Origin of the sequence: Metamycoplasma neophronis, assembly GCF_006491995.1 — a bacterium.
Lineage (GTDB): Bacteria > Bacillota_I > Bacilli_A > Mycoplasmatales > Metamycoplasmataceae > Metamycoplasma > Metamycoplasma neophronis.
The window spans coordinates 35704-59212 of record NZ_VHHP01000004.1; the positions used below are offsets into that span (position 1 = coordinate 35704).

Genomic DNA, 23509 nt, shown 5'->3' on the forward strand with positions numbered 1-23509 from the left:
AGAACTAAATAAAAAAATGAATGAACAAGAAGACGACGACAGCAAATATTATAGTTTTGATGAGGAAATCAAAAAAGTTTTTGTTGAAGAACCAGTTGTGATTGAAGAGGAAGACGAAGAAGAAGTTCCACAAGATAAAGAAGGCTATACAGTTACTTCTCAAATATTAGAAACCGAAACAAATGGGTTAAAACCAGCTAATTTGGCCTCGGTTATGAAATCGTCATTTATCGAATATGCAATGAGTGTTATCGTTTCTCGGGCATTACCTGATGCACGTGATGGTCTGAAACCAGTTCATAGAAGAATTTTATATGGCATGAGTGAACTTTCAATGTTTCACAATGTGCCTCATAAAAAATCTGCCCGTATTGTCGGGGATGTATTAGGTAAGTATCACCCACATGGCGATAGTTCTGTCTATGAAGCTATGGTTAGAATGGCACAAGATTTTTCATTGCGTTATCCCTTAATTGATGGACATGGTAACTTTGGTTCAATCGACGGTGACGAAGCTGCTGCTATGCGTTATACCGAAGCTAGAATGAGCAAAATTGCCGGAGCCATGGTCGATGGTATTAAAAAAAATACGGTTGATTTCATTGACAACTACGACGGAACCGAAAAAGAACCTACAGTTTTACCAGCTCGTTTTCCTAACTTATTAGTTTCTGGAACAAGTGGTATTGCCGTTGGTATGGCTACCAATATTCCGCCACATAATTTAGGCGAAGTTATTGATGCTGTTTGCGCCCTTGCTAAAAACCCTGAAATTTCAATTGAAGAACTCATGGAATATGTATTGGCTCCCGATTTCCCTACCGGCGGAATCATTTTCAACCGTGCTGGATTAATAGATGCTTATTCGACTGGCCGTGGTTCAGTTACCATGCGTTCAAAAGCTCACATTCAAGAGTTGGCAAGCGGAAAAAGTAAAATTATTGTTACTGAAATTCCTTATGAAGTTAAAAAAACAGAAATCATGGAAAAAATTTCTGAATTAATTAAGGACAAAAAAATTGAAGGAATTGGTGACTTTAGAGATGAGTCAAACCGTGATGGTATTAGAATTGTTATTGAAGTGAAAAAGACTTTTGTTCCCGAAGTCATTTTGAATAAGTTATATAAACTTACTAGATTACAAACAAACTTCTCATTTAATATGATTGCTTTAGTAAAAAATGAGCCTCGTTTATTAAACCTAAAACAATGCTTAGAAGTTTATTTAGACCACCAAGTTGAAGTAGTCACGAGAAGATTGCAATTTGATTTAGATAAGGATTTAGCTCGTGCCCATGTACTTGAAGGATTGAAAATTGCAATTGAAAACATTGATAGGGTAATAGAAATCATTAAAAAATCAAAAAACAGCGCCGAAGCACAAGTAATTTTAGGTAAAGAATTTAATTTAACCGAAATTCAAACTAAAGCCATTGTTGATATGCGTTTAGGACGTTTAACTGGTTTAGAAATTGAAAAAATGAATGAAGAGTTAAATGAAGTTCATGCAAGAATTGCTGAATATAGAAAAATCTTGGCTTCTCGCGAATTATTAATCGAATTAATTATTAAAGAATTACAAGAAATTAAAGAAGCTTATGGTGATAAACGTAGAAGTGAAATAAATTGAGATGAATTAAGTGATATTGATAGTGAAGACTTAATTCCTCAAAAAGACATTGTTATTACCTTAACAACAAATAATTACATTAAACGTTTAGATTTAGAAGAATATCGCGAACAAAAACGTGGTGGCGTTGGTGTTACAACGGCTAAGACTTATCAAGATGATGATATTCAAGATATCTTGGTTGCAAATACCCACACTGACTTGTTGATTTTTACAAATAAGGCAAAGGTATACCGTATTAGAGGACATGAGATTCCTATTGGTACTAAACAATCAAAAGGTGTTCCAATTGTAAACATTGTTCCTGCAATTGAAAAAGAAGAAAAAGTTATTAAAATTCTTTCAATTAATGAATACTTAGAGAACCAATTCTTAGTAACCGTTTCTAAGAAGGGTATTATTAAAAAAACAGTTATTATTGAATACGAAAGAATCAATAAAAATGGTAAATTAGCGTTAGCATTAGGCGAAGAAGACGAGCTTGTTGACGCACTAGTGGTAGAAGACAAAGATGAAATCTTTATTGCGGCCGGTAACGGAAGAATGAATCGTTTTGATTTATCGGAAGTTAGATCAATGGGTAGAACCGCTCGAGGTGTTGGTGGTATCAGAATTGATGAAGATGATAAAGTTGTTGCCGTTTCAAGTTCACGTGAAGGTAAATATGTATTTAGTTTAGGTGATGAAGGTTATGGAAAACTAACATTGGCTGATTCATTTAGAAAAACTAAGAGAAATTCTCGGGGCGTAATTGCGTTAAATCAAGACAAAGCAGGAAAATTGGCGTATGCAGCTTGTGTTCACGGCTTAGAAGATTTGATTATCATTGCTAGTGATGGTATCAGCATTAGATTCTCATTGAAAGATGTTGCAATCGTAGGAAGAAACTCTAAGGGAGTTAAATTGGTAAACCTAAAAGGAAGAAATTCAAGAATTGTTGGTGTTGCCAAAATATTAGACGAAAGCGAAGAAGTTGTTGAAAGAGTAATGAATAATGACGAGCTTTCAAATGTGACAAAAGAATTAAATTTACCTACCGAAGAGGAATTAAAAGACGAAGAATAGTTGACAAACTGCTGTCAACTTTTTTCTTTTTGATAATCTATACTATAAAAAGGTTTATAATATATTTGTATGCATTTAAAACGATTAATAATTATTTTAGATGAATATAGATTGTAGTTGCATAGGCGCCCATTTTTGGGCGCCTTTTTTATTACAATTATGCAAAGGGGAAAAATGAAAAAGGGAAAAATATTATTGTTAAATATTGCGACTTTAGCAGTATTTACCACACCATTAGTTATTGCGGCAGGATGTGATAAAACACAACCAAAGAAACAACAAGACGAAAAACCAAAACCACAATCAGGAAATAATACAGGAAGTAGCACTATTACTCCAGCTAATCCATCATCTGGAAATAATTCAAATAACGAACCTACTCCAGAATCAAAAACAACGCCAATAAACACCAATAAGGCAGACGATTTTGCTAATGAAATAGCAGATTCATTTGTATTAAAACCAGAAAATAGTCGTTTATTTCACGAATCTATAGCTAATGCAAATAAATATAAATTTGTTTATGGTTATATAGCTAAAAAAATCTTTGCTTTCTTAAAAAATGAAAAAAATGACTATGAAGATACTTCAAAAATGATTGTAGATTTTAATCACAATAAAAGCTCAAACTATGAAATAGTTAACGCTGAATCACCACTACAAAAAAATGGGAAACTGAATACATATTTAAATATAAAAGTAGATGAAAATAAAAATATTATTTTATCTTATCGTGGAGCAATTTATAGTAATACCACTCCAATTATAAGTGCCAAAGTTTATACAGTTAACTTAGGTAAATTGAAATCAACAGAAGAACTAGTAACTGAAGAGGAAATCAATTCAAAAGCTGCTGAAGTTCAATTTGGATATCCTAATATTGAAAATACATTAGTAAGTGAAGCTAATTTAGACTTAATTACAAAAACAGTGCCTGAAGGTTATGAACTTTCAGTATTTAAACCAGCAATTAACGTGGAAACTAATGATATTACTATTATTTACAAACTTAAAAAAATTAATACAGAGATTGAAAATGCAAAAAATCAATTTAAAGTAATTAGCGGATGAAAAAAATCTAGCACACAATTAGAAAATGAAAATAAAGCTAAAGCTAAAATTCAAGCTGAATTAGATAAGTCAATCGTTCAATATTTAAATGAAAAAGCCTATCAAGATGTTTTAAAAAATAATCAAATCAATAATTTTGAAAACAAGCCTAACTTTGTAATCTCAAACTATGAAACAAGTCTTTACATACCAACATTGGAAAATCTAGTGCGCGAAGGCGATTTTGTTAAAGTAACTTTAAAATTAACTTCAATTAGCGACAATCAAATTTCTTTAAGTAAGGAAATTATTGTATCAAATGAATATAGTAAGGGAATCAATCCACATTCAATGACTGCGGAAGAACAAAATAATTATCTTAAAGCTGCACTAGCGGGAAGCTCAATTTATCCCTACTATTCAAAGGATAAAACATATATTGAATCATTGCAAAATGATAAGTTAACCCGTAAATCTTTTTGAATTAATGGATACAACAACAGCTTAGTTTATACAATTGGCGATGTCATAAAAGAAAATGAAAATTATAAGGTAAATGTTAGTGTTAAATTTGCTGACTGAGATGAGAGCCCCGAACAAAGTTCGGTTGTTAACATTGACATTGAAAAGTTAGGAATAGAAGAAGTTAATAAAAAAAGAGCCGAAGAGAACAAAGAACCTCTCGAAGATCAATATGCAGCTGAAAAAACTATCGATGAAGGCGATAAGTTGAATAAAGTTGAGTTAAAAAATTATCAACCGACGCCGGAAGATGAATATGGCTTAGACAATCCGAACAACATTGTTTATAAAACAATTTTAGAAAATGTAAAAAAATCGAAAATTTCTATATTAAGCAGAGAAATAGAAGAACAAATCATTCAAAATAAAGATGCTATTTTATTGCCTCAAAGTTTTAATTATGATATAGAACAAAGTAAGTTAATAAATTCGATTTATTTTGTTTTTAAAAACAAATCATTTTATGATATTCAAAACGTATTTATATTATCTAATCCAATTATTGAAAATGATAAGGTTAAATCGGTTAAATTAAGTTTAGTTGGTTTACAAGACGCAAAAAGCGGGGCATATGACCGCCAAGTTTCGACAAGAGTTGAAGTGTTAGACGAATATGGACAAGATATGTTAGATAAAATGTTATTAACTTATAAATTTAAAGAGCTTATTGGCACACCTACCTTTTCATATGAAAACGCGGACCAAACAAACTCAAAAGATACTGAAGTTTCACATATTCAGCATAATATCCAACTGCCAGAAGGCTGGGAGCTTAAATTAGAAATTTCCAAAGAAAAACCTAGACAAATAAAAGTAATTTATTATGCAACTTTTGAAGGGAAACAAACATTTAAATCATACAAGACTATTAAAGGATTTAAGTCTTAATAAAAAAATTAGGCGCCGGCCTAATTTTTAATTAATAAGTTTTTTTGCTATAGTTTAATATGTATGAATTTTATTTGAATAAAAATTAATTTTTCTTCTAATAATTGCCAATAAAGGAAATACGGCAAAAATTAATGCGGTGTAAATAGGTATTTCAAGTAAACTTTTAAACATTATTGGAATCATAAAAATTGGATAATATTTCTTATATTCTCAATGTCCACTTCTAAAGCGATTGTGGTAGTTAATGTATGCAAAAGGTCCTCATAGTCATCTAGATAAAATCAATATTACAAAGACAGTCAGTAAAATACTAAACAGCAATGTAGCATTCATTTTCTTTTTAAAATCGCGCGTCGAAATATTAATTATTGTTAATACTAAGGTTGTAATTCAAATAAAAGTGATCCCAGTTATACCGACTCCTAAAACAAAATTCAATGTTAATAATTTTGTTCTTTTAACTGACACTTCATTAACTGGCAATTGGTGTGCATTAAATACTAAAATTAAAACGAAGGTAATTGTTAATAAGGATAATAGTATATACCCAAATATTCATGTGGTTTTTTGTTTTAAAAACATAAATCTGACGAATCAACCAGACATAAAAGCGATTATCGCAGGTATAATGGCGTATTCAATCATTCAAGTACTTATTCCATAAATAACTTGATTCAATGTGTCGCAAAGAATGCCTAATATTGCTCCTTTTCATGGCCCGATGGCAAGACCAAACACAATAAAAATTGCGTATGTTATTCCAATATTGAAAGCTCCAACGAAAACAAATTTTTCTAATGTTGCCGCAATAAAATAAAGAGCTAAAAGAATACCAAACATTGCTATTTCAAAAACTGTTAAGCGGTGAGCTTTAACTTTAATTTTTCTACGAACATTTTGAAAAAAAGCAATCATTTCTAATCCTTTCTTGGTTCTATAAAATTGTACAATATTACAAAAAAAATATAATAAAAACCCTTCAATAATTGAAGGGTTAATTATATAAATAAATTATAGAGCTAATTCTGTTAAAGTTTTTACCATTGCGAACATTGGTTTTTCATCTTGTTCGTTTGTTCCAGCAACGTCTAAGTGAATGTATTCGACACCATCTGTAAATTCTTTTAAGAACATAGCAGCTGAACATGAACCACCCATGCCTGTTAGGTCAGTGTTTTTAAGGTCAGCAACTAATGAACCTTTCATGAATCTTTCATAGTCATCATCAAATGGCATTCTTCAAATTAGTTCGTGTTGTTTTTTAGCAGCTTTAGAAATATCGTTTCAAGCTTTATCTGTTGTAGCTCAGGTTCCGGTGTAGGTTTCTCCTAAGGCCATAATCATAGCACCAGTTAAGGTGGCAACGTCAATTAATCTAGTTGCATGTAGGTTTTTAGCACCATAGTATAAACCGTCAGCCATTACTAATCTACCTTCGGCATCTGTGTTGTTAATTTCAACAGTTTTTCCGCTCATTGATGTTCATACAGAGTCAGGTAATGAAGCATCGCCATTAACTCTGTTGTCTGTAATACACATAACTGCTGATACGTTTGTTTCAGGTTTTAATTGAGCAATTGCTTTCATAGCAGCGGCTACGATTGCTGAACCTGACATGTCATATTTCATACCTAGCATGTAACGTCCAGTTTTAATGTTGTAACCACCTGAGTCAAATGTAATACCCTTACCAACATAAACAGTTTTTTCTAATGAAGCAGGATTTCCTTTATATTCAATGACAACAACTCTTGGTTCATAAACTGATCCACGGTTAACTGATAATAGGAGTCCCATACCTAATTTTTCAATTTCTTTTCTTTCTAGTACTTTAACTGTTAAATTTTTGTATTGTTTAAAATCTTTAGCAACAATGTCAGCTAATTGTTCTGAATTTAAATCATTAGGAGCTGTAATACCTAAATTTCTTGCTCAGTTTTGTGCGTCAATTAAAATAGATGCTTTGTTAAATGCTTTTTTAGCTTCTTCAGTAGGTTGTTCTAAAAATAGAGTAACGTTGTTTTTATTTTCTTTTTTGGTGAAAGTTTTTTTGTTGTAAAGTTTAGCCGCAGCAAAGTTAATTCCTTTGGTGAAAGCGTCAATAACTTCTGCTAATGTTAATTTTTCAACTAATACAAAAGATGATAAATCAATTTGATAGTCACGAGCAGCATTGTAACCTAAGTTAACAGCTAAATCATAAACTGTATCATAGTCAACTGCGGTTCTGTCACCCATGTATACGTATGCTAATCTTTTTGGTAAGTATTCAGTAATTTTGTTTTCTTTTTCAATTAAGTTTTCAGGTAAGTTATCGCCTTTAAAAATAGCTTTTAATAAAGTTGCGTTAGTTCTTTTAGTTTCTAATTGTTTTACTAATTCCATAAATACTCCTTTATTATTTTTGACCTTCAGCTAATTCGGTTAAAGTTGCAACTAAAACACCCATACCCATACCTTTACTATCAGCAGTACCAGCAACGTCACAGTGAATGAAGTCAACTCCGTTTGTGAATTCTTTTAAGAACATAGCAGCTGTGTTACAGTCAGATTTTTCTGATGAATTGTAGTTATTTAAATCAGCTACTTTAGAAGCCTTGTTAGGTTTGTTAAAGTCTTCATGCATTGGCATTCTTCAAACTTTTTCATGAGCTATTTTGGCAGCTTCTTCAAAACTTTCTCATCTTTCGTCGCTTGTAGCATAAATTCCTGAAAAAGTTTTACCTAAAGCACGAGTCATAGCACCGGTTAAGGTAGCAACGTCAACTAATAACGAAGCTTTTAAATTTTTAGCACCATAGAATAAACCGTCAGCTAATACTAATCTACCTTCAGCATCAGTGTCAGTAATTTCAACAGTTTTTCCGCTCATCGATTTTACTACTGATTCTGGAGTTGTTGGATGAGTATCAATTGCATTATCTGTTAACATCATAACTGCAGCAACGTTTGCCTTGATTTGCAATTTAGCAATTGCAGCTACAGCATAAGCACAAATTACTGAACCTGACATATCAAATTTCATATCTTCCATGTGGTAACCTTTAGTGTTATATCCACCGGTATCAAATGTAATACCCTTACCTACATAAACAAATTTTTCTTTTGATTTAGGATTTCCATTGTATTCGGCGATTAAAACTCTTGGTTGGTATGATGAACCAGCATTAACTGCAAGCATTAATCCCATACCTAATTTTTCGATTTCAGTTTTTCCTAGAACTTTAACTGTTACGCCTTCAATTTCTGATAAGTCTTTTTTAACAACACGCGCTACATATTCACTAGTTGCAACGTTTGGAGGGGTAATTTGTAAATCACGAGCTGAGTTAACAGCTTCAGCAATTACAATTAATCTTTTAACAAATTTAGCATAAGCTTTATCTTCATAAAATAAAGTTATTTCGATGTTTTCTTTTGATTTTGATTTTTCTTTTGCTGAGTATAATTTAGCTTCATTGAATGCTAAACGTGAAACGAATGCACGTAAAACATCTTCAACATTTAAAAAAGTACCATTAACAAATGAAAGTACATCCACTTGGTAATTTCTTCTTTTAGCTAAAATAATTGAATCAACAACTTTTAAAAAATCATAGTAATTTTTAACTTCTTTTGAAATGTAAATGTATGCAACATTTTTTTCAAAATCTTCTGTAATGTAGTTATCTGAGTGAGCGACAAATTCTGGCATCGATTGGCCTTCATATGCAGCTTTTAATAACATTGAGCCATTACGTTTTGTTTCGTAATTTGAAATCATATCTTCCTTTCTCGAAAATAAATTTACTATTTTATAAATAGTATGATTAAATTATATCGTTTTATTTTTTTAAATTTAAATAAATAAAAATAGAGCGATTGTTTGCTCTATCTATGTATTTCAAATTATGGGCTTTTTATAAATAGATACTAATTTATCGTTTATTTTTTCAAATATTTTAGACCCTCTAAATCCACGATATACTCCTAATGGCGAAGGATGTGAAGTAATCAATACAATTTGCTTATCCAAGTTTAATTTAGAAACAAAATTCTCGGCTTTTTTGCCTAAAATTAAGTAAATTATATTTTCGTAATTTAAATTAATTTCTCTTAATAATTCAGTTGTAAAAATTTCTCACCCAATATCTTTATGAGCCAACGTTTTATTGATTTCGTTTGTCAATATTGTATTCAAAAGCAACACACCCTGGTCTTTTCAATTTGTCAATTGATTTGATGAATGGATTGATTGAGGATAAGATGCTTTAATTTCCTCGAACATATTTTTTAATGAAGCTGGTGTTTCAGTTTCTTTTGACGAAAAACATAAACCATCAGCAACATTTTTTCCTGGATATGGATCTTGGCCTATAATAATTACTTTTATATTGTCGAAATCAAAGTTTTTAAAGGCGTTAAATACATCTTCTTTTCTGGGAGTTATATTATCTAAATCTAAAATATTTTCAATTTTTTTAAAATAAGGTTTTTGTTTTTCTTGATTTAAGAAAGTCTCAAAATTAAATTTCATGAGAGATTTTTTTCTTGCCTTCAAATTGATATTCGGTTAGATAAAGTATCCCATCCGAAAACTTAATATTCAATGGGGTTTTAACTTTATCTTTTGTTGCTCTGAATATTTTTAAGCGTTTGTTATTTTGCATTATAAAAGCGCCAGGCTGGTCATTAAAAGCTCTTATTTTTGCCAATGCTTCATCGCAAGTATTTGTGGCAAATATTTCGGCCATTTCGTTAGGAATTTTAGGAGCAAAAGTAACTTTAGATTCGTCTTGCATTTCGCGAATATAATTATTTGAATAAATGTTATTAAGTCATTTAGGTAAATTTTTGACAGTGACATTTGCTAATTTATCAAATATTTCGAGCGCTGTATCATCTTTTTCAATTTTAACTTCTGCTTTTCCTAACATATCGCCAGCATCCATTTTGTCAACCATTTCAATCAATGTAATTCCAGTTTTATCATCATTGTTTAAAAAAGCATATTGTACGGGCGCAGCACCACGATATTTTTCTAATAAACTGCCATGAACATTTAAAGGCATGATTTTGGGTAATTTTAAGACAGAATTTGGAATAAATTGCCCAAATGAAGCAGTTATGAAAAAATCCATATCTAAGGCAGCTAACTCATCATAAACTTCTTTAATTTTTGCTGGTTGAAATAGTTTAATATTGTTTTCATAAGCTAATTTTGCAACTTCGGTCAATATTGGTTGTTTATTGCGATCTAATTTATTATTTGGTTGGCTAACAAGAGCAAGAACTTCAAAGTTTTCATTATCAATTAATGATTTAAAAATCTTGCTAGAAAAAGTTCCAGTTCCCGCTAATACTAATTTTATTTTTCTTTCCATAATGTTTAATTATAACGAATAAAAATAACAAATAAAAAAAGTAAAACTCTTATATTGAGTTTTACTCTACTATACTTGTTTTTGTCAAGGCAATGCATTTTTTAAAGATAATATGTCGCTATTATCAAAATGTTTACTTTTTAAAAATGAATAAAAGAAGTAGTCATTAGTTTCTATATTGTTTATTTCGTCTTTGCTATTGATTAATAAGACCAAAAGTTCTGAATATCTAACGTTATTTTTATTATAAACAACGCTTATTTCATTGTCGGTGACATTGATTGATTTTGTACCAACTATAAATTGAAGTAATACTTTTATTTTTTCGCTTAGGTTCGATTTAAAAGTCACATTAACATATGGATCTGCTTGATTTTCAAAGAATAAAAAGTCTTCATTTGTAAATCAACTATTTCAACTATTTTCTTTTTTATCAATTGCGTATTTAAGTTTGTTTTGCGATACGATGTTTTCGAAAGTTAATAAGAAATAAGATTTATCAGTCAAAGTATCTTTATTATTGATAAAGACTTTGTCTTTTGCATATAAATAGGCTTTTTTTATTTTTCTTGCTAAGATAAAACTTACTATGAATAAAATTAAAGTAAAGATTCAAGAAACTATTAAAAGTACAAATCCCAAACCTTTATTTTCTTTTGGAACTCTAAATAAAACTGCAGATAAAACAGCGCTAAATAAAAACAGAATTAGAAAAAAGAAAAATGTAACTGTGAATGATAGGTTGCTTATTGTTTTAGGTTTTTCGTCTTTATTTATTTTTTTAGCGTTATTTTTTGCTTCTAATTCAACAAAAAGCAGCTCATCATATCTTTTTTGCGCCAAAAGAGTTTGCGAAACATCAATAGCTGAACGCTTGCCGAAAAATCTATATATTACTCAGCCAATTGATAATAAAAGCGGTATAAATAATAAGTATAAAAAGTTATCTAAATTGGGCACAAATATTTTTTTCAGTAATCAATATAAACTTACTGCCCCAATAATGCATATAATAAAATCAAAGAAGTAGAAAAGAGGTTTTAAATTTTTTTGAGGTTTTTTTTTATTTTCGTTTTGTTGCATAAAATTCTCCGTTAAAATTCGAAAATTTTTTTAAATATTCATAACTTAATTGCGTAATAAGTATTGTAAAAAACTTTTATTTTTAATAATTATAGAACACTTCAATTTAAATCTATTTATTTTCTTGATAAAAAATTTAATTCACGAGACTACAAAAATATTTATTTTGCCGATTTTTTTATAAAAGATATTTTAGATTCTTTATGCATTGACAATCTTACATAGTTTGGAATGTGCTTCAAAATAATTAAGATTGCACATGCGACCAATATAATGGCTTGTGAAGGATATGGCGTATAAAATTGCATAAATGCCAAAGCATTTTCTGAGTATATTTGGGGAATAAACCCTAAAAATGGAATTGTTCCGGCAGTTATTGCGGATGCTAATGAAACATAGCGGCTAATTAAAACTATTGAAATATATACCATAACAAATATCAGGAAAATTCCAAAGTCAAATGCTAATACCATGCCAAAGAAGCAAGCAACTCCTTTACCACCTTTAAATTTGAAATAAAGTGGAAAAATATGTCCAAACATTGCCCCTGCCCCAGCCATTAAAGGTAAAATAAATTTATCTTGAATAGCAAATTTAACAATAAATGCAATTAAGATCGGAATATAAGCTTTCAATATATCAAATATAAAGACTGCAGTTGCAAATCCTAAACCATAAGTTCTTAAGGCATTAGTTGCGCCAGCATTTTTAGAGCCAAATTCTCTTAAATCACGTCCCTTGGCTTTGCTCAATAAGATTCCTATGTTAATTGATCCAATTAAATATCCTAAAATAAAGATAATGATATTTATTCATATGTACTTTCAATCAAACATAATTAAATGATACTAGATTTTAATTTTTGTGTATATAAAAAATAGAGGAAATCCTCTATTAATTTTTTATTATTCTATAGTTCATTTAGCAGTGTTTTTAACAACGATTTTATCACCTTGCAAAAGATCGTAACTCAATATAATTTCTTTTTCCAGGATTGAAACATTTTTTAAATAGAAATCAATTGCAATATCTTGTGTTTCAGAGATTTTTAATTTGTTGCTTACTCTTTGATTTTTTATCATGTGCAAATTTTGTCCTGCATAAGATAAAAAAACTTCATCTAGCGCAGCTTTTAAGTCACACTCAAAACTATTTTCGTCTTTGAAATGAATGCGTATAAAACGGCCTTCAGTACTTTCTTCATAAGGAACAAACTCAGTTTCTAAAACTATTTCTTCGCCTTTGTTAGTATCTATTTCAGATAAAAGAGTGTATTTTAAGAGCATAATTTATTTAAACGTGCCATAACAACATCGGCTCCAAATAAATATATTGCTTTTGCTAATTCTGGTCCATGTTCTTCGAATGTTGTTGCTAATCTTATTGGCATAAATAAGTCTTTACCTTTAACATTGCAAATGTCTTTAGTTTCGTCAATAGCAGATTGAATTTCTTCAACAGTGAAATCACGTTTTTGTAATAAACTGTAAAATGTCATAACAACGTTATTTACTTTAAAATCACCCTCTAATTCTTGTTTAGGATTTAAGTAAATTAAGAGGTTTTTTCTAATTTCATCAATTGTTGCGCAAGATTGTTTATAAGTTGAAACAAACAATTCATTTCATGCATCATCTTTTGGTGACATTAAAACTTTGATGATTTCTTCATTTGGAACTCTTTTCATGTATTGTTTTGAGAATCATTCCATCTTAACAATGTCAAATTTAGAAGGTGATTTGCTTAATCTATCTGGGTCAAATTTTGTAATTAATTCTTCACGAGACATGATTTCAGCTTTGTCGGCTGAGGTTCATCCCAATAAAGCTAAAAAGTTGAAAATAGCTTCTGGACGGTATCCCTCATTTTTATAGTCTTCAATAAATTGTTTTAAGGTTTTATCACGTTTTGATAACTTTTTACCTTCCATATTGGTAATAATGGTTAGGTGTCCAAATATTGGGTGTTCTCAACCAAAAGCAGCATAGATAGCTAATTGTTTTGGTGTATTAGTAATGTGTTCTTCACCACGTAAAACGTTAGTAATTTCCATTTGATGATCATCCACTACGACGGCAAAATTGTAGGTTGGATATCCATCTGATTTCATAATTACGAAATCGCCAATGTCATCACTGTTAACAGCAATCTTACCACGCACTAAATCATCTCATTCATAAACAGTGTTTTTTGGTAATCTTAAACGAATTGAATATTCTCCGGCAGCATCTCTTCTCGCTTTTTCCTCATCACTGATTTTTAATCATTCAGGATTATATCTAAATGAAGCAATATTGGCAGCTTCAGATTCAGCGTGTTGTTGTTCCAATTCTTCAGAACTATCATAAGCTTTATAAGCGTGCCCTTTAGCAATTAATTCGTTAGCTAAGTTTTTATAAATATCTAATTTTTCACTTTGACGGTAATTACCATATTTTGGATTAGGTTTTAAAGGGCTTTCATCTGGAATGATTCCAAGTCATGCTAAGTTATTTAATTGGCTAGCTTCGCCGCCATCAACATTTCTTGCTACGTCAGTGTCTTCTAATCTAAAAACAAAATCACCATTAAAGTGTTTTGCAAATAAATAGTTAAATAAAGCAGTTCGTGCTCCACCAATGTGTAAATAACCGGTTGGAGACGGAGCATATCTAGTTCTAATTTTTTTCATATTTATATCTCCTAAAAATTATTCATTTTCGAATAGTAATACAACTGGTTCTGTTGCATTTTTTCAAAATTGGTCTTTACCAATAATATTTTTAAAATATGGCCATGGAACTAATTCTAATGGGGCAGTAGGTATTGAAACATCAGGTCTAATACGTTCTAAAGCTCTGATCGAAGGTAAAACGAAATCTGATTCTCAGTTAACGCTCATTTCATTCATTTTTAGATTTCAGTATAAAATCGCGAATAAAGCTTTTTTATTGTTTTTATATGGTCTATATCTACTGTCATTTGCTGTAGCTGGGAAGTTTTCTGTCAACTGATCTCATGTGAATGTGAAAATACGATAATCATATTTTGGTGATAATGATTTAATTTCAAAAACTTTAAACATATCGATAATTTGGTAAACATGATCTTCTGGCGCTTCGTCGTTTGCAATGGTTTTTTGGATAGGAATTCCATCGGCAGCGCTCTGTGCTTCGATTGGGTATCCCCGATCATTTCTTAAAATAATTTTCTTGCCATTTTCTTCTCTATATTTGTAATAAATTATTTTACCTTCAGCATTGGTTACATAAATTGGTTCGCCTTTTTCATTAACTGCATATTTTTGAACCAAGTATAGTGGATCTTTTGGTGAAATAGGGTTTTGAATTTGAAAGTTTTGACGATTTCAGTCATTTGCCGAACCGGCGATATTATATCCTTTTGATTTATAGGTTGCTTTAGCTGAATTACTCAATAATAATTCTGGTTGGGCTTGACATGCGGCAGCAACTAAAGGTGTTGCTAACAAGGGTGTCAAAGTTCCAGCACTTAATAAAATAGTTCTTAATAATGTTCTCTTTTTCATATAAATTTAAATTATAGATTATTTTTAGTAAAGGAATACCTTTTTTATTGTCATATTAAAATTTATTAAATTTTTTCGTTAACTTTTCTTAAATATTTTGCTTTTAATAAAAATGCCTAAAAATTTCCGAGAAAATCAGAGTATGACTATTGATAAACAATTAAATATTAAAGACTGTGGTCTGTATGTATTACAAGCATTTGGACAACTTTTTTACAAAAGAAAATGCGATATAAATTTTTTGAAAGAAAAAGCAACTTATGATGCTTGCGGTATTTCGCTTTCGTCTTTTGAAAAACTCGGGAATTTAATTGGTTTAGAGTGTGAAATTTTAGAAGATGATTTTTTAGCATTTTTGAAAATTAAAGACCTTAAAAATGTAGCAACGATATTGAATATTGAAGGTTTTTTACATTATGTAATAATTTCTAAAAAAGAAGCAGATACATTTGAAATATTAGATTCTGCTAGAGGGAAATATTATCTTTCAAAAGAAGAATTAAAAGAAAAGTATTTGAATTTCATTATAAAAGTTAAAAAAATACCTAATTTCGAAATAAATTTTCCAAAGCAAAATTATCAATTGAAAACCAATATTAATCCAATGTATTTAATTCTTTTTGTGATTTTGAATACTACAGTAAACTGTTTGACTTTTTCTAGCAGTTTCTATTTAAAATATATTTTTGATGCAATATTTGATTTTGGAGCAAAAAATCGAGTAATAGTAATCTTTATAATTTTCTTGTGAATATTAATATTAAAAACATTGACTGCATTTTTTGCCCGGTTTATTAATAAAAAAATAACATTAATTTATGAACAAAATTTAAATATTGAAGCATTTAATTCACTCAATAATTCTGAACAAATTCAATTGGATAAGATTGATAAAAAGGATTTTCATCAACAACTTATTTTAATAAGTTCTGTAGCTAAATATAAGGCCACTTTTATGATTTTTTTATTAAATAATATTATCGCAGTACTGGCTGCTTTTTGCTTATTGATTGTTTTAAATTATTTGGTATTATTGATAACATTAACCGGTTCTTTAATAATATTTTCAATTAGTATTTTCTCGAATGCAATTTTAGCAAAAAAATATTACAAACTAATGCAATATCAAACGTCTTGATTTGAATCTCTTAATAATTCTTTTAATGACTATAAATGTCGTAAAGACATTTTTTATAATGTATATAATTCCCACAAGTTTTTTGCCTCTTTGAAAGATATTAAAGATTCTACTAATCATCTTTGAACAGTTAATGAAACGAATAATAATATAAATTTATTTATCTTTGATTTTACACAATTAATTATTGTTTTTTCCACAGCATTGCTTTATTTGCAAAAGCAATTTAACATCGGAAATATTTTATTATTAAGTTCAGTAAGTATATTTTTAAATAATCCAATTTTAAATATGGCAAATTTGATATCGGAAAGAAAAATAAATAAAGCAAACATTATTAAATTAAAGTTTCTATTAAATTTAAAATCAGAACACAGAGGTAAATATTTATTCAAAGTTCCAATTCAATCTATTGAATTTAGAAAAGCGACATTTTCTTATGGTTCTTCAAAAATAATTAAAAACTTTTCGGCTCTAATTAAAAATAGCCTGATTATAAAAGGAAAAAACGGAACTGGTAAAAGTACTCTCTTTAAATTAATATATCACCTTTATAGTCCGCAAACGGGTAATATTTTGATTAATAATATTCCGATGAATTTAATAAATCTTGAAGCTTTTAGAAAGCACATATTTATTAATAATCTAAATGCGCATTTCCCAGAAGATACAGTAATAAATTTAATAACATTTAACGATAAAAATGCAGCTTTTTACTTTCAAAATAATTATTATAAATTTGAGTTATGAAAAATACTAAAATTAGCCAATCTGGATTTAAATTTTCGCGTGATAAATAATGGTGAAAATTTATCAGCAGGCCAAAAGCAAATTTTGATTTTATTGCGCCTTTTTGCTCGAGACTATAAATTGATATTATTTGATGAAGCTTTTGAGAACATTTCTCAAGAAATTTTTGAAATTTTTCAACAAAAAATTCAACAATACACTAAAAGTAAAATATTACTTGAAATAAGCCATTCTTTACGTTATATTAACCCCAATAATGATATATTAACTGTTTTTTAATATAAAAAACATCTTGGTAATTTGTTTAAATAAAAAAATATTATTTATAATTTACGATATGAATAATTTAGCATTTAAAAATAAGAGCTTTCATTGTTTCAAATTTAAAGAAGATTTTTTTAATATTTTAGAGGAAGCAAGAAAGGAATTTGGCACTAAAAAACCAGTCAGTGTTGATGTTCTATTTGTAACTAAAAATAAAATGAAAAAATTAAACAATGAACATAGAAATAAAAACTACACAACAGATATTTTAAGTTTCCCTTTGGAATCTGAAAAAGAACTTGATTTTCTTGATGAAGTTCAATTAGGACAAATTATAATTTCGCCATGAAAAATTAAAAAACAAGCAAAAGAATTTAATCACGGTTTAAGAAGAGAATTTTGTTATATATTTGCTCATGGAATTGTTCACCTATACGGATTTGATCACATGACAGAAGAAGAAGCAAATGTTATGAACGGACATGTTGACAATATCATGAATAGATTAAATATAAAAAGAGTGTAAGGAGATATATGAAAAAAGTTTGTACTGTTGGTTTAATTGGTAGACCAAATGTTGGTAAAAGTACATTGATGAATCATATTTTGGGATATGATTTGTCAATCGTTTCTAATACAGCCCAAACAACTCGGGATGACATTAGAGGAATTTATAACGATGATGAATATCAAATAATTTTTGTTGACACTCCAGGAATTCATAAGTCAGAATTTTTACTTTCTGAAAAACTTAACCAAAAATCATTCTCTATTTTAGAAGAAGTTGATGTTGTTTTATTTCTCACTCCGGCAAATGAACAAACAGGTAAGGGTGATAAATTCATTATAAATAAATTAAATAGCCTAGATATTGAAAATAAAATAGCATTGATTTCAAAAGTTGACTTAGTTGACGATCGTGAACTTTTAGATAAAAAAGCTCATGAACTAAAAGATTTAGGTTTCGAAAAAGTATTCGGTGTTGGTTTGAATATGCAAAATACTTATCGAGATTTAATTGATGAGTTAAAAACTTATGCATATGAATCTGAACCACTATACCCAGAAGATCAAATTGGTGATGTTTCTTTAAGATTCATGGCTAAAGAAATTATTAGAGAAATCGCCTTAAAAAATTTATATTTTGAAGTTCCACATTCAATTGCTGTCGAGATTAATGAATTCAAAGAACCTGAAGATGATAGCAAACCTTATGTTCTAGATGCGACTATTTTTGTTAAAAAACAATCGCAAAAAGCTATTGTTATTGGTAAAAACGGAACAATGATAAAAACTATTTCCATGAACGCTAGAAAAAAAATGGAAGATGTTTTTGACCATAAAATATATTTACTTGTTAAGGTAAAAGTTGATGAAGACTGAGTTGACAATGAACAAAAAATCAAAAAGTTAGGCTACTAAAATGTTTCCTGAAAGAAGATTGACAACCCACAGAACAAGATTAATTTTAATTTCAATTTTTGTTGTCTTTACGTTTGGGTTGTTTATACTTATCCTTGCTTTAAAATTTGCTAACCCATTTAAAGTAAGTATATATAACTATGAATCATATCTAGATAAGCAAATTGTTAACAAACTCAAGAAAAATTATTCATATCACGTATTTACAAATTTAGATGAATTCACAAGAGCTATTAATAATAAAAAAGCAGTAGCTGGTATCGGCTCCGATTATCAAATAGCGCAATTAATATATGATAAAAAACTAAGAAAAATAAACTTTGAATTAGCTTACGGTAAAAAATTTAATACTGACGAAGATATTAAAAATAATTACCCAGATCTAGTGAATAACCAATTTAATCACTTTGATAACTGAATCATTGAAAAAATTAAAAAAGATAACCCACAAAATAATGTTCAAGCTAATTGAGATAAAATGAATTACGACGATTTCAAACCATTCCTCTACAAAGATGAAGCGACAGGTAAAATAACAGGTTTCGAAATCGATGGTAAACCCGGACAAGATCATTTTTATCATTTTCTAATACCTTATTTTATTCTAGATAAAATGATTGTCTACAATACCGATAAGGAGCCAAGCGATAGCACTTCTCGCAGTAACTTAAAGCCTGGTTCAACATTTGATGATGTCAAGTCACAAACGACTTGAGAAGACATAATCAAAACACTTGCTTCAAAATATAAAAAGCCCAGAGTTTATTGAACAAACTGATTCCAAGATAATGCCATGATTGGAGAATTTTATGGCTACGAATCTAACAAAGAACCTAATTATTTAGTTAATGGTGAATGAGCACCGATGGCCGCAGATAATTACAAGCAAATCATTGATTACTTTTTAAAATTAGTAAAAACTGCAACATCTGCTTCAATTAAAGATTCTAATATAAATAAATTAGTAACCGACGGTCAAGAATTAGTTAGTTCAATTATAGAACCTCGAGACGGCAAATCTGATATCTCTATAATGTACAATGGAGACGCACTCGATGCTTATTATGGCAAAGATAACTTTGAACGTTTAGGAGACGATCCTCATATTGGTTTTATTCGCCCTAAGCATAATTATATGAACATCGATGCATGAATTATTTCTCGTGATACTGATGATGAAGATGCAAACAAATTATTAAAAATCTTACACGATAATTTATTTGCCGGCAGTTTCTTAAGTGTCAAGGAAATTGAAAAACAATATATAGATAACGTATATAAACTTTTAATTGAAAATAATAATAATGAAAATTATTACATTCAAAACTTGTATAAAAATTCACAAAGAACAGAAGCTAAAGATATCAGCGAAATAACGGAGAAATTTTTCAAAGAAAATTATGATTTTTTCCAAGAAGCATTCGCTGATGAAAGCCTGCCCGTAATTAACAATTTTAACACCATTAATTACACACCAGGTTTTGCTAATGTAAATAGTTTTTTAGAGAAATGATATTTTTTAAATGATAATAAAATTGTTGATGCGAAAGCATTAGAAATTTTTAATCCTAAATCAAATTCAACAGTTCAACATCGCGCATATCAACCTCTAGACCTTGAATTGAAAACATTGTTTATTGATTACTACTATCAAAAAACTAAATCTTAATAAATGAAAGGATAACAATGGATAGAAAAGTTCGAAAAATAAATAAGAATGATGAACCTATCATTCAACTTGTTGATGTTGTTAAAGAGTTCGAAGACAAAACTGTTTTAGACAATGTCAATCTTTCTATTGAAAAGGGTGAATTTATTACCCTTCTAGGACCTTCAGGTTCAGGTAAAACTACCATTTTAAGAATAATTGGTGGTTTTGAATGAGTAACCAGGGGTGAAGTTAAATTTTTTGGAAAGGATATTAAAGATTTAGCGCCTCACAAACGTGATGTATCAACTATTTTCCAGGATTACGCCCTATTTCCTCATTTAAATGTTGAAAACAATATTAAATATGGTTTAAGACTAAAAAGAATACCTAAAGATGATATTCCCAAATCTTTTTATAATAAATTAAAAGTTCAACAAAAGAAATGAACTAAAAAAGCCCAAACCGAGATGAAAAATCTTGACAAAACAATGGATCAATATGAAAAATTATTAGAAAATGACAAACTTTCTAAGAAAAAACGTGACAAATATCAATCATGAATTGATGATTTGGACTTCAAATACTCATATTGAGAAAACTATAAAGATTTAAAAACCGAAGACTATGAAAAAAGATATTTAACACGTCGTATTACTGAAAAAGAAATGGATAATGATGTTAAAGAAATCATGAAACTTGTCGGGTTAGAAGGAAATGAAAAGAAAAATGTTAACTTCTTATCAGGTGGTATGAAACAACGTGTTGCCTTAGCTCGTTCTTTGGTTATTGAACCGGAAATTCTTTTATTGGATGAACCGCTTTCTGCACTTGACGCTAAAATACGTGAAAAGATGCAAATATTACTACGTGATATTCAGCAAAAATTAAAACTTACATTTATTTTTGTTACCCACGACCGTAACGAAGCTCTACAATTAAGCGATAGAATTGCTGTTATTCGTGATGGTAAGGTGGAACAATTCACAACTCCAAAAGAATTGTATGACTATCCAGTTAACAAATGAGTTGCTAACTTCATCGGTGATTCAAACTTTTTTGATGCAACATTTGTTAAGGGAGGTAAAGTTAAATTCATGAATAAAACATTCGACACTATTCATGAAGAATTTGAACCAGGCGAAAGACTTGATGCATTAATCAGACCAGAAGATGTGATGATTACCCGTGTTAAGAGTCGTGCTAAATTAATTGGTGAAATTGTAAAATCAACTTATGGCGGAAGTTACTACAACTATGATGTTCAAGTAAAAGACAAAATTATTTACGTAGAAACTTCATCAAAACATAACGTTGGTAAAGAAGTATATTTAGATTGAGATATTGATTCAATCCATTTAATGAAAAAAGATTTGAAATTAGAAGCCGAAGAGAAAGAAAGCAAAATCGAAAATGAGTAATGCTTTAAACACTTCAAAACGTTTAAATAATAATAAACAAAGCAAGAAAAAAACTAGAAGTTTAGGTGGTATGACAAAGTTACAGGCTTCGCTTTTAGTACCTTATTTAATTTTTTCAATTCTATTTATTATCTTGCCTTTAATTTTAATCTTTGTTTATGCGTTTAAACCATTAAACGGAGAACAAAGATTAGAGAACTGAGAAATCGCTGCTAAACCATCAACATGAATCATTATTGGGCGTTCATTAGGCACCGGTTTAATTGCAGCATTAGTTGCATTATTAATTGGTTTCCCTTATGCATATATTGTCGGAAGAAGCAAATCGGTAATTTTCAGAACTTTAGGATTAACCTTGGTTTTAAGCCCGCTTGCTATCTTTACAATTTCAAAAGCACTTGCAGTGCGGGGACTATTTTCTGCAATATTCGATGAAAATCAATTAAACAACAATTTCTTCATGGTTTTTGGTATGGTTTATTTATTTTTACCATTCATGATCATGCCTTTATACCAAGTTTTAAAAGATATGCCAAATAATATTTTGGAAGCTTCGGAAGATCTTGGTTATTCAAAAATTCAAACTGTGTTTAAGGTAATTATTCCTTACAGTTCAAAAGCTATTTTAAGTGGCTTTGGAATTGTTCTGATGATGGCAGCAACATCAATTATTGTTTCTGATAAGTTGCTTCCAAATGGTAGCCAAAAACAACTAATTGGTAACCTTATCAATCAATTTGCAAACACTGCCAACCCTTTTGATTTGGCTAATGCTTCTACCTTAGTTATTATTACCCTAGCAGTTTTATTAACAATCTATGGATTTATTTATGGTATTCCATACTTAGTAACCAAAAGAAGACAAGGAGGTGTATATGAATAAATTTAAAAGTTTTTTAAAGCATTCATATGTTTTCATCATTCTTGCTTTATTATACATTCCGATTTTGTTTGGAACAATTTATAGTTTCAATGCGCCTTCGGATAAAGGTATATTTTCAGTAACAACATGAAACAGAACTTCGTTCGAAGCATATACTGAATTATTTTCAAAATCGCACGGTTTAGCATTTGTTAACTCATTATTATTAGGTATATCAACCTCAGTATTAGTAATTATTATTTCATTGCTAACCTGTTTTTCATTGTGAAGACACAAAAACAAAACATCAAGATCATTTGTTCAAGCGTCATCTAATGTGCCAATGATAAATCCTGATGTTATTACAGGCTTAACACTTGCAATCGTATTAAATTTGATTTTCTTCGGAACATTAAAAGCGACCAATGAAGGTTTCTTTAGGGCTATCATCGGTCACACCGTAATGTGTTTACCATATGGTATTTTAATCATGTTGCCAAAGAGTGATAAATTCTCAAAAAATATTTTTGAAGCAAGTCAAGATTTAGGTTACTCAAAATTCAAAACTTGATTTAAAACATATTTTGTATATATGTTAGGTTCAATTGGATTTACTTTTGTGATTACAATGACATTATCATTTGATGATTTCATTATCACAAGAATTGTTTCTAATACAGAAACTTTAGGTACACAATTATATGAAGGACAATTCCAAGCTTGATCGCTTGCAATCGGTTCAATTTCATTATTAGTTGTCATTTTTGGTAATGCTGTATATGTAGCTGTAAAAGGATCGCAATCAGCCAAGGCAAAAAAAGCTATTCAAATTCAATCTAAGCAAAGAGGCGCATTCGTGCGCGGTTAGAGGTAC

Annotated in this window: 19 protein-coding genes; 9 read left to right on the forward strand and 10 right to left on the reverse strand. The window is 29.5% G+C overall.

All coding sequences use genetic code 4. The annotated features are described in order from the left end of the window. Positions 1 to 16: 16 nt before the first annotated feature. A complete protein-coding gene (gene gyrA, locus FJR74_RS07750; RefSeq protein ID WP_442785835.1) occupies positions 17 to 2695 on the forward strand; it encodes a DNA gyrase subunit A in 2679 nt (892 codons plus the stop codon). A gap of 174 nt (positions 2696 to 2869) precedes the next feature. Beyond that, positions 2870 to 5155, forward strand: a complete 2286-nt coding sequence (locus FJR74_RS07755; protein WP_140914836.1) for a hypothetical protein — start codon at positions 2870 to 2872, stop codon at positions 5153 to 5155. Between the two features lie 54 nt (positions 5156 to 5209). On the opposite strand, the gene FJR74_RS07760 is transcribed toward FJR74_RS07755, so the two are convergent. The 10 genes from FJR74_RS07760 to FJR74_RS07790 all read right to left on the reverse strand — a co-directional run bounded on the left by FJR74_RS07760 (position 5210) and on the right by FJR74_RS07790 (position 15130). Continuing rightward, entirely contained in the window at positions 5210 to 6073 is an 864-nt protein-coding gene (locus tag FJR74_RS07760) for an ECF transporter S component family protein (RefSeq protein WP_140914837.1), read from the reverse strand. 96 nt (positions 6074 to 6169) lie between these two features. Continuing rightward, positions 6170 to 7543: a M17 family metallopeptidase gene (locus tag FJR74_RS07765; protein ID WP_140914838.1), complete on the reverse strand. Its 1374-nt coding sequence runs from the start codon at positions 7541 to 7543 to the stop codon at positions 6170 to 6172. A gap of 13 nt (positions 7544 to 7556) precedes the next feature. Beyond that, on the reverse strand, positions 7557 to 8921 hold the full coding sequence (locus FJR74_RS01775) for a M17 family metallopeptidase (protein WP_140914839.1): 1365 nt from the start codon (positions 8919 to 8921) through the stop codon (positions 7557 to 7559). A gap of 111 nt (positions 8922 to 9032) precedes the next feature. Next, positions 9033 to 9674: a uracil-DNA glycosylase gene (locus tag FJR74_RS07770; RefSeq protein WP_140914840.1), complete on the reverse strand. Its 642-nt coding sequence runs from the start codon at positions 9672 to 9674 to the stop codon at positions 9033 to 9035. Beyond that, complete coding sequence (locus FJR74_RS07775; RefSeq protein ID WP_211333931.1) at positions 9664 to 10521, reverse strand: methionyl-tRNA formyltransferase; 858 nt, start codon at positions 10519 to 10521, stop codon at positions 9664 to 9666. The genes FJR74_RS07770 and FJR74_RS07775 overlap by 11 nt, the downstream gene beginning before the upstream one ends. 69 nt (positions 10522 to 10590) lie before the next feature. After that, positions 10591 to 11604, reverse strand: coding sequence for a hypothetical protein (locus FJR74_RS07780; RefSeq protein WP_140914841.1), 1014 nt, complete (start codon positions 11602 to 11604; stop codon positions 10591 to 10593). 161 nt (positions 11605 to 11765) lie between these two features. Next, positions 11766 to 12440, reverse strand: a complete 675-nt coding sequence (plsY, locus tag FJR74_RS01795; RefSeq protein ID WP_140914842.1) for a glycerol-3-phosphate 1-O-acyltransferase PlsY — start codon at positions 12438 to 12440, stop codon at positions 11766 to 11768. A gap of 69 nt (positions 12441 to 12509) precedes the next feature. Beyond that, positions 12510 to 12890 (reverse strand): hypothetical protein, encoded by a 381-nt coding sequence (locus tag FJR74_RS01800; RefSeq protein WP_140914843.1) that lies wholly within the window; start codon positions 12888 to 12890, stop codon positions 12510 to 12512. Next, positions 12881 to 14275, reverse strand: coding sequence for a glutamate--tRNA ligase (gene gltX / locus FJR74_RS07785; RefSeq protein ID WP_140914844.1), 1395 nt, complete (start codon positions 14273 to 14275; stop codon positions 12881 to 12883). The genes FJR74_RS01800 and gltX overlap by 10 nt, the downstream gene beginning before the upstream one ends. A gap of 18 nt (positions 14276 to 14293) precedes the next feature. Continuing rightward, positions 14294 to 15130, reverse strand: a complete 837-nt coding sequence (locus FJR74_RS07790; RefSeq protein ID WP_140914845.1) for a variable surface lipoprotein — start codon at positions 15128 to 15130, stop codon at positions 14294 to 14296. Between the two features lie 97 nt (positions 15131 to 15227). Here FJR74_RS07790 and FJR74_RS07795 point away from each other — a divergent pair, with 97 nt between their 5' ends. From FJR74_RS07795 to FJR74_RS07815, 7 genes are all read left to right on the forward strand, one after another. Then, a complete protein-coding gene (locus FJR74_RS07795) occupies positions 15228 to 17297 on the forward strand; it encodes an Mbov_0121 family peptidase domain-containing ABC transporter (protein ID WP_170178329.1) in 2070 nt (689 codons plus the stop codon). A 58-nt stretch (positions 17298 to 17355) separates the two neighbouring features. Beyond that, entirely contained in the window at positions 17356 to 17808 is a 453-nt protein-coding gene (gene ybeY / locus FJR74_RS01820; protein WP_140914847.1) for an rRNA maturation RNase YbeY, read from the forward strand. Between the two features lie 8 nt (positions 17809 to 17816). After that, complete coding sequence (era, locus tag FJR74_RS01825; protein WP_140914848.1) at positions 17817 to 18704, forward strand: GTPase Era; 888 nt, start codon at positions 17817 to 17819, stop codon at positions 18702 to 18704. A gap of 1 nt (position 18705) precedes the next feature. Further along, positions 18706 to 20373 (forward strand): hypothetical protein, encoded by a 1668-nt coding sequence (locus FJR74_RS07800; protein ID WP_140914849.1) that lies wholly within the window; start codon positions 18706 to 18708, stop codon positions 20371 to 20373. 17 nt (positions 20374 to 20390) lie between these two features. Next, complete coding sequence (locus FJR74_RS07805; RefSeq protein WP_140914850.1) at positions 20391 to 21773, forward strand: ABC transporter ATP-binding protein; 1383 nt, start codon at positions 20391 to 20393, stop codon at positions 21771 to 21773. Positions 21774 to 21843: 70 nt separating this feature from the next. After that, entirely contained in the window at positions 21844 to 22656 is an 813-nt protein-coding gene (locus FJR74_RS07810) for an ABC transporter permease (protein WP_371688437.1), read from the forward strand. Continuing rightward, positions 22649 to 23503 (forward strand): ABC transporter permease, encoded by an 855-nt coding sequence (locus FJR74_RS07815; RefSeq protein ID WP_140914852.1) that lies wholly within the window; start codon positions 22649 to 22651, stop codon positions 23501 to 23503. The genes FJR74_RS07810 and FJR74_RS07815 overlap by 8 nt, the downstream gene beginning before the upstream one ends. Positions 23504 to 23509 lie beyond the last annotated feature (6 nt).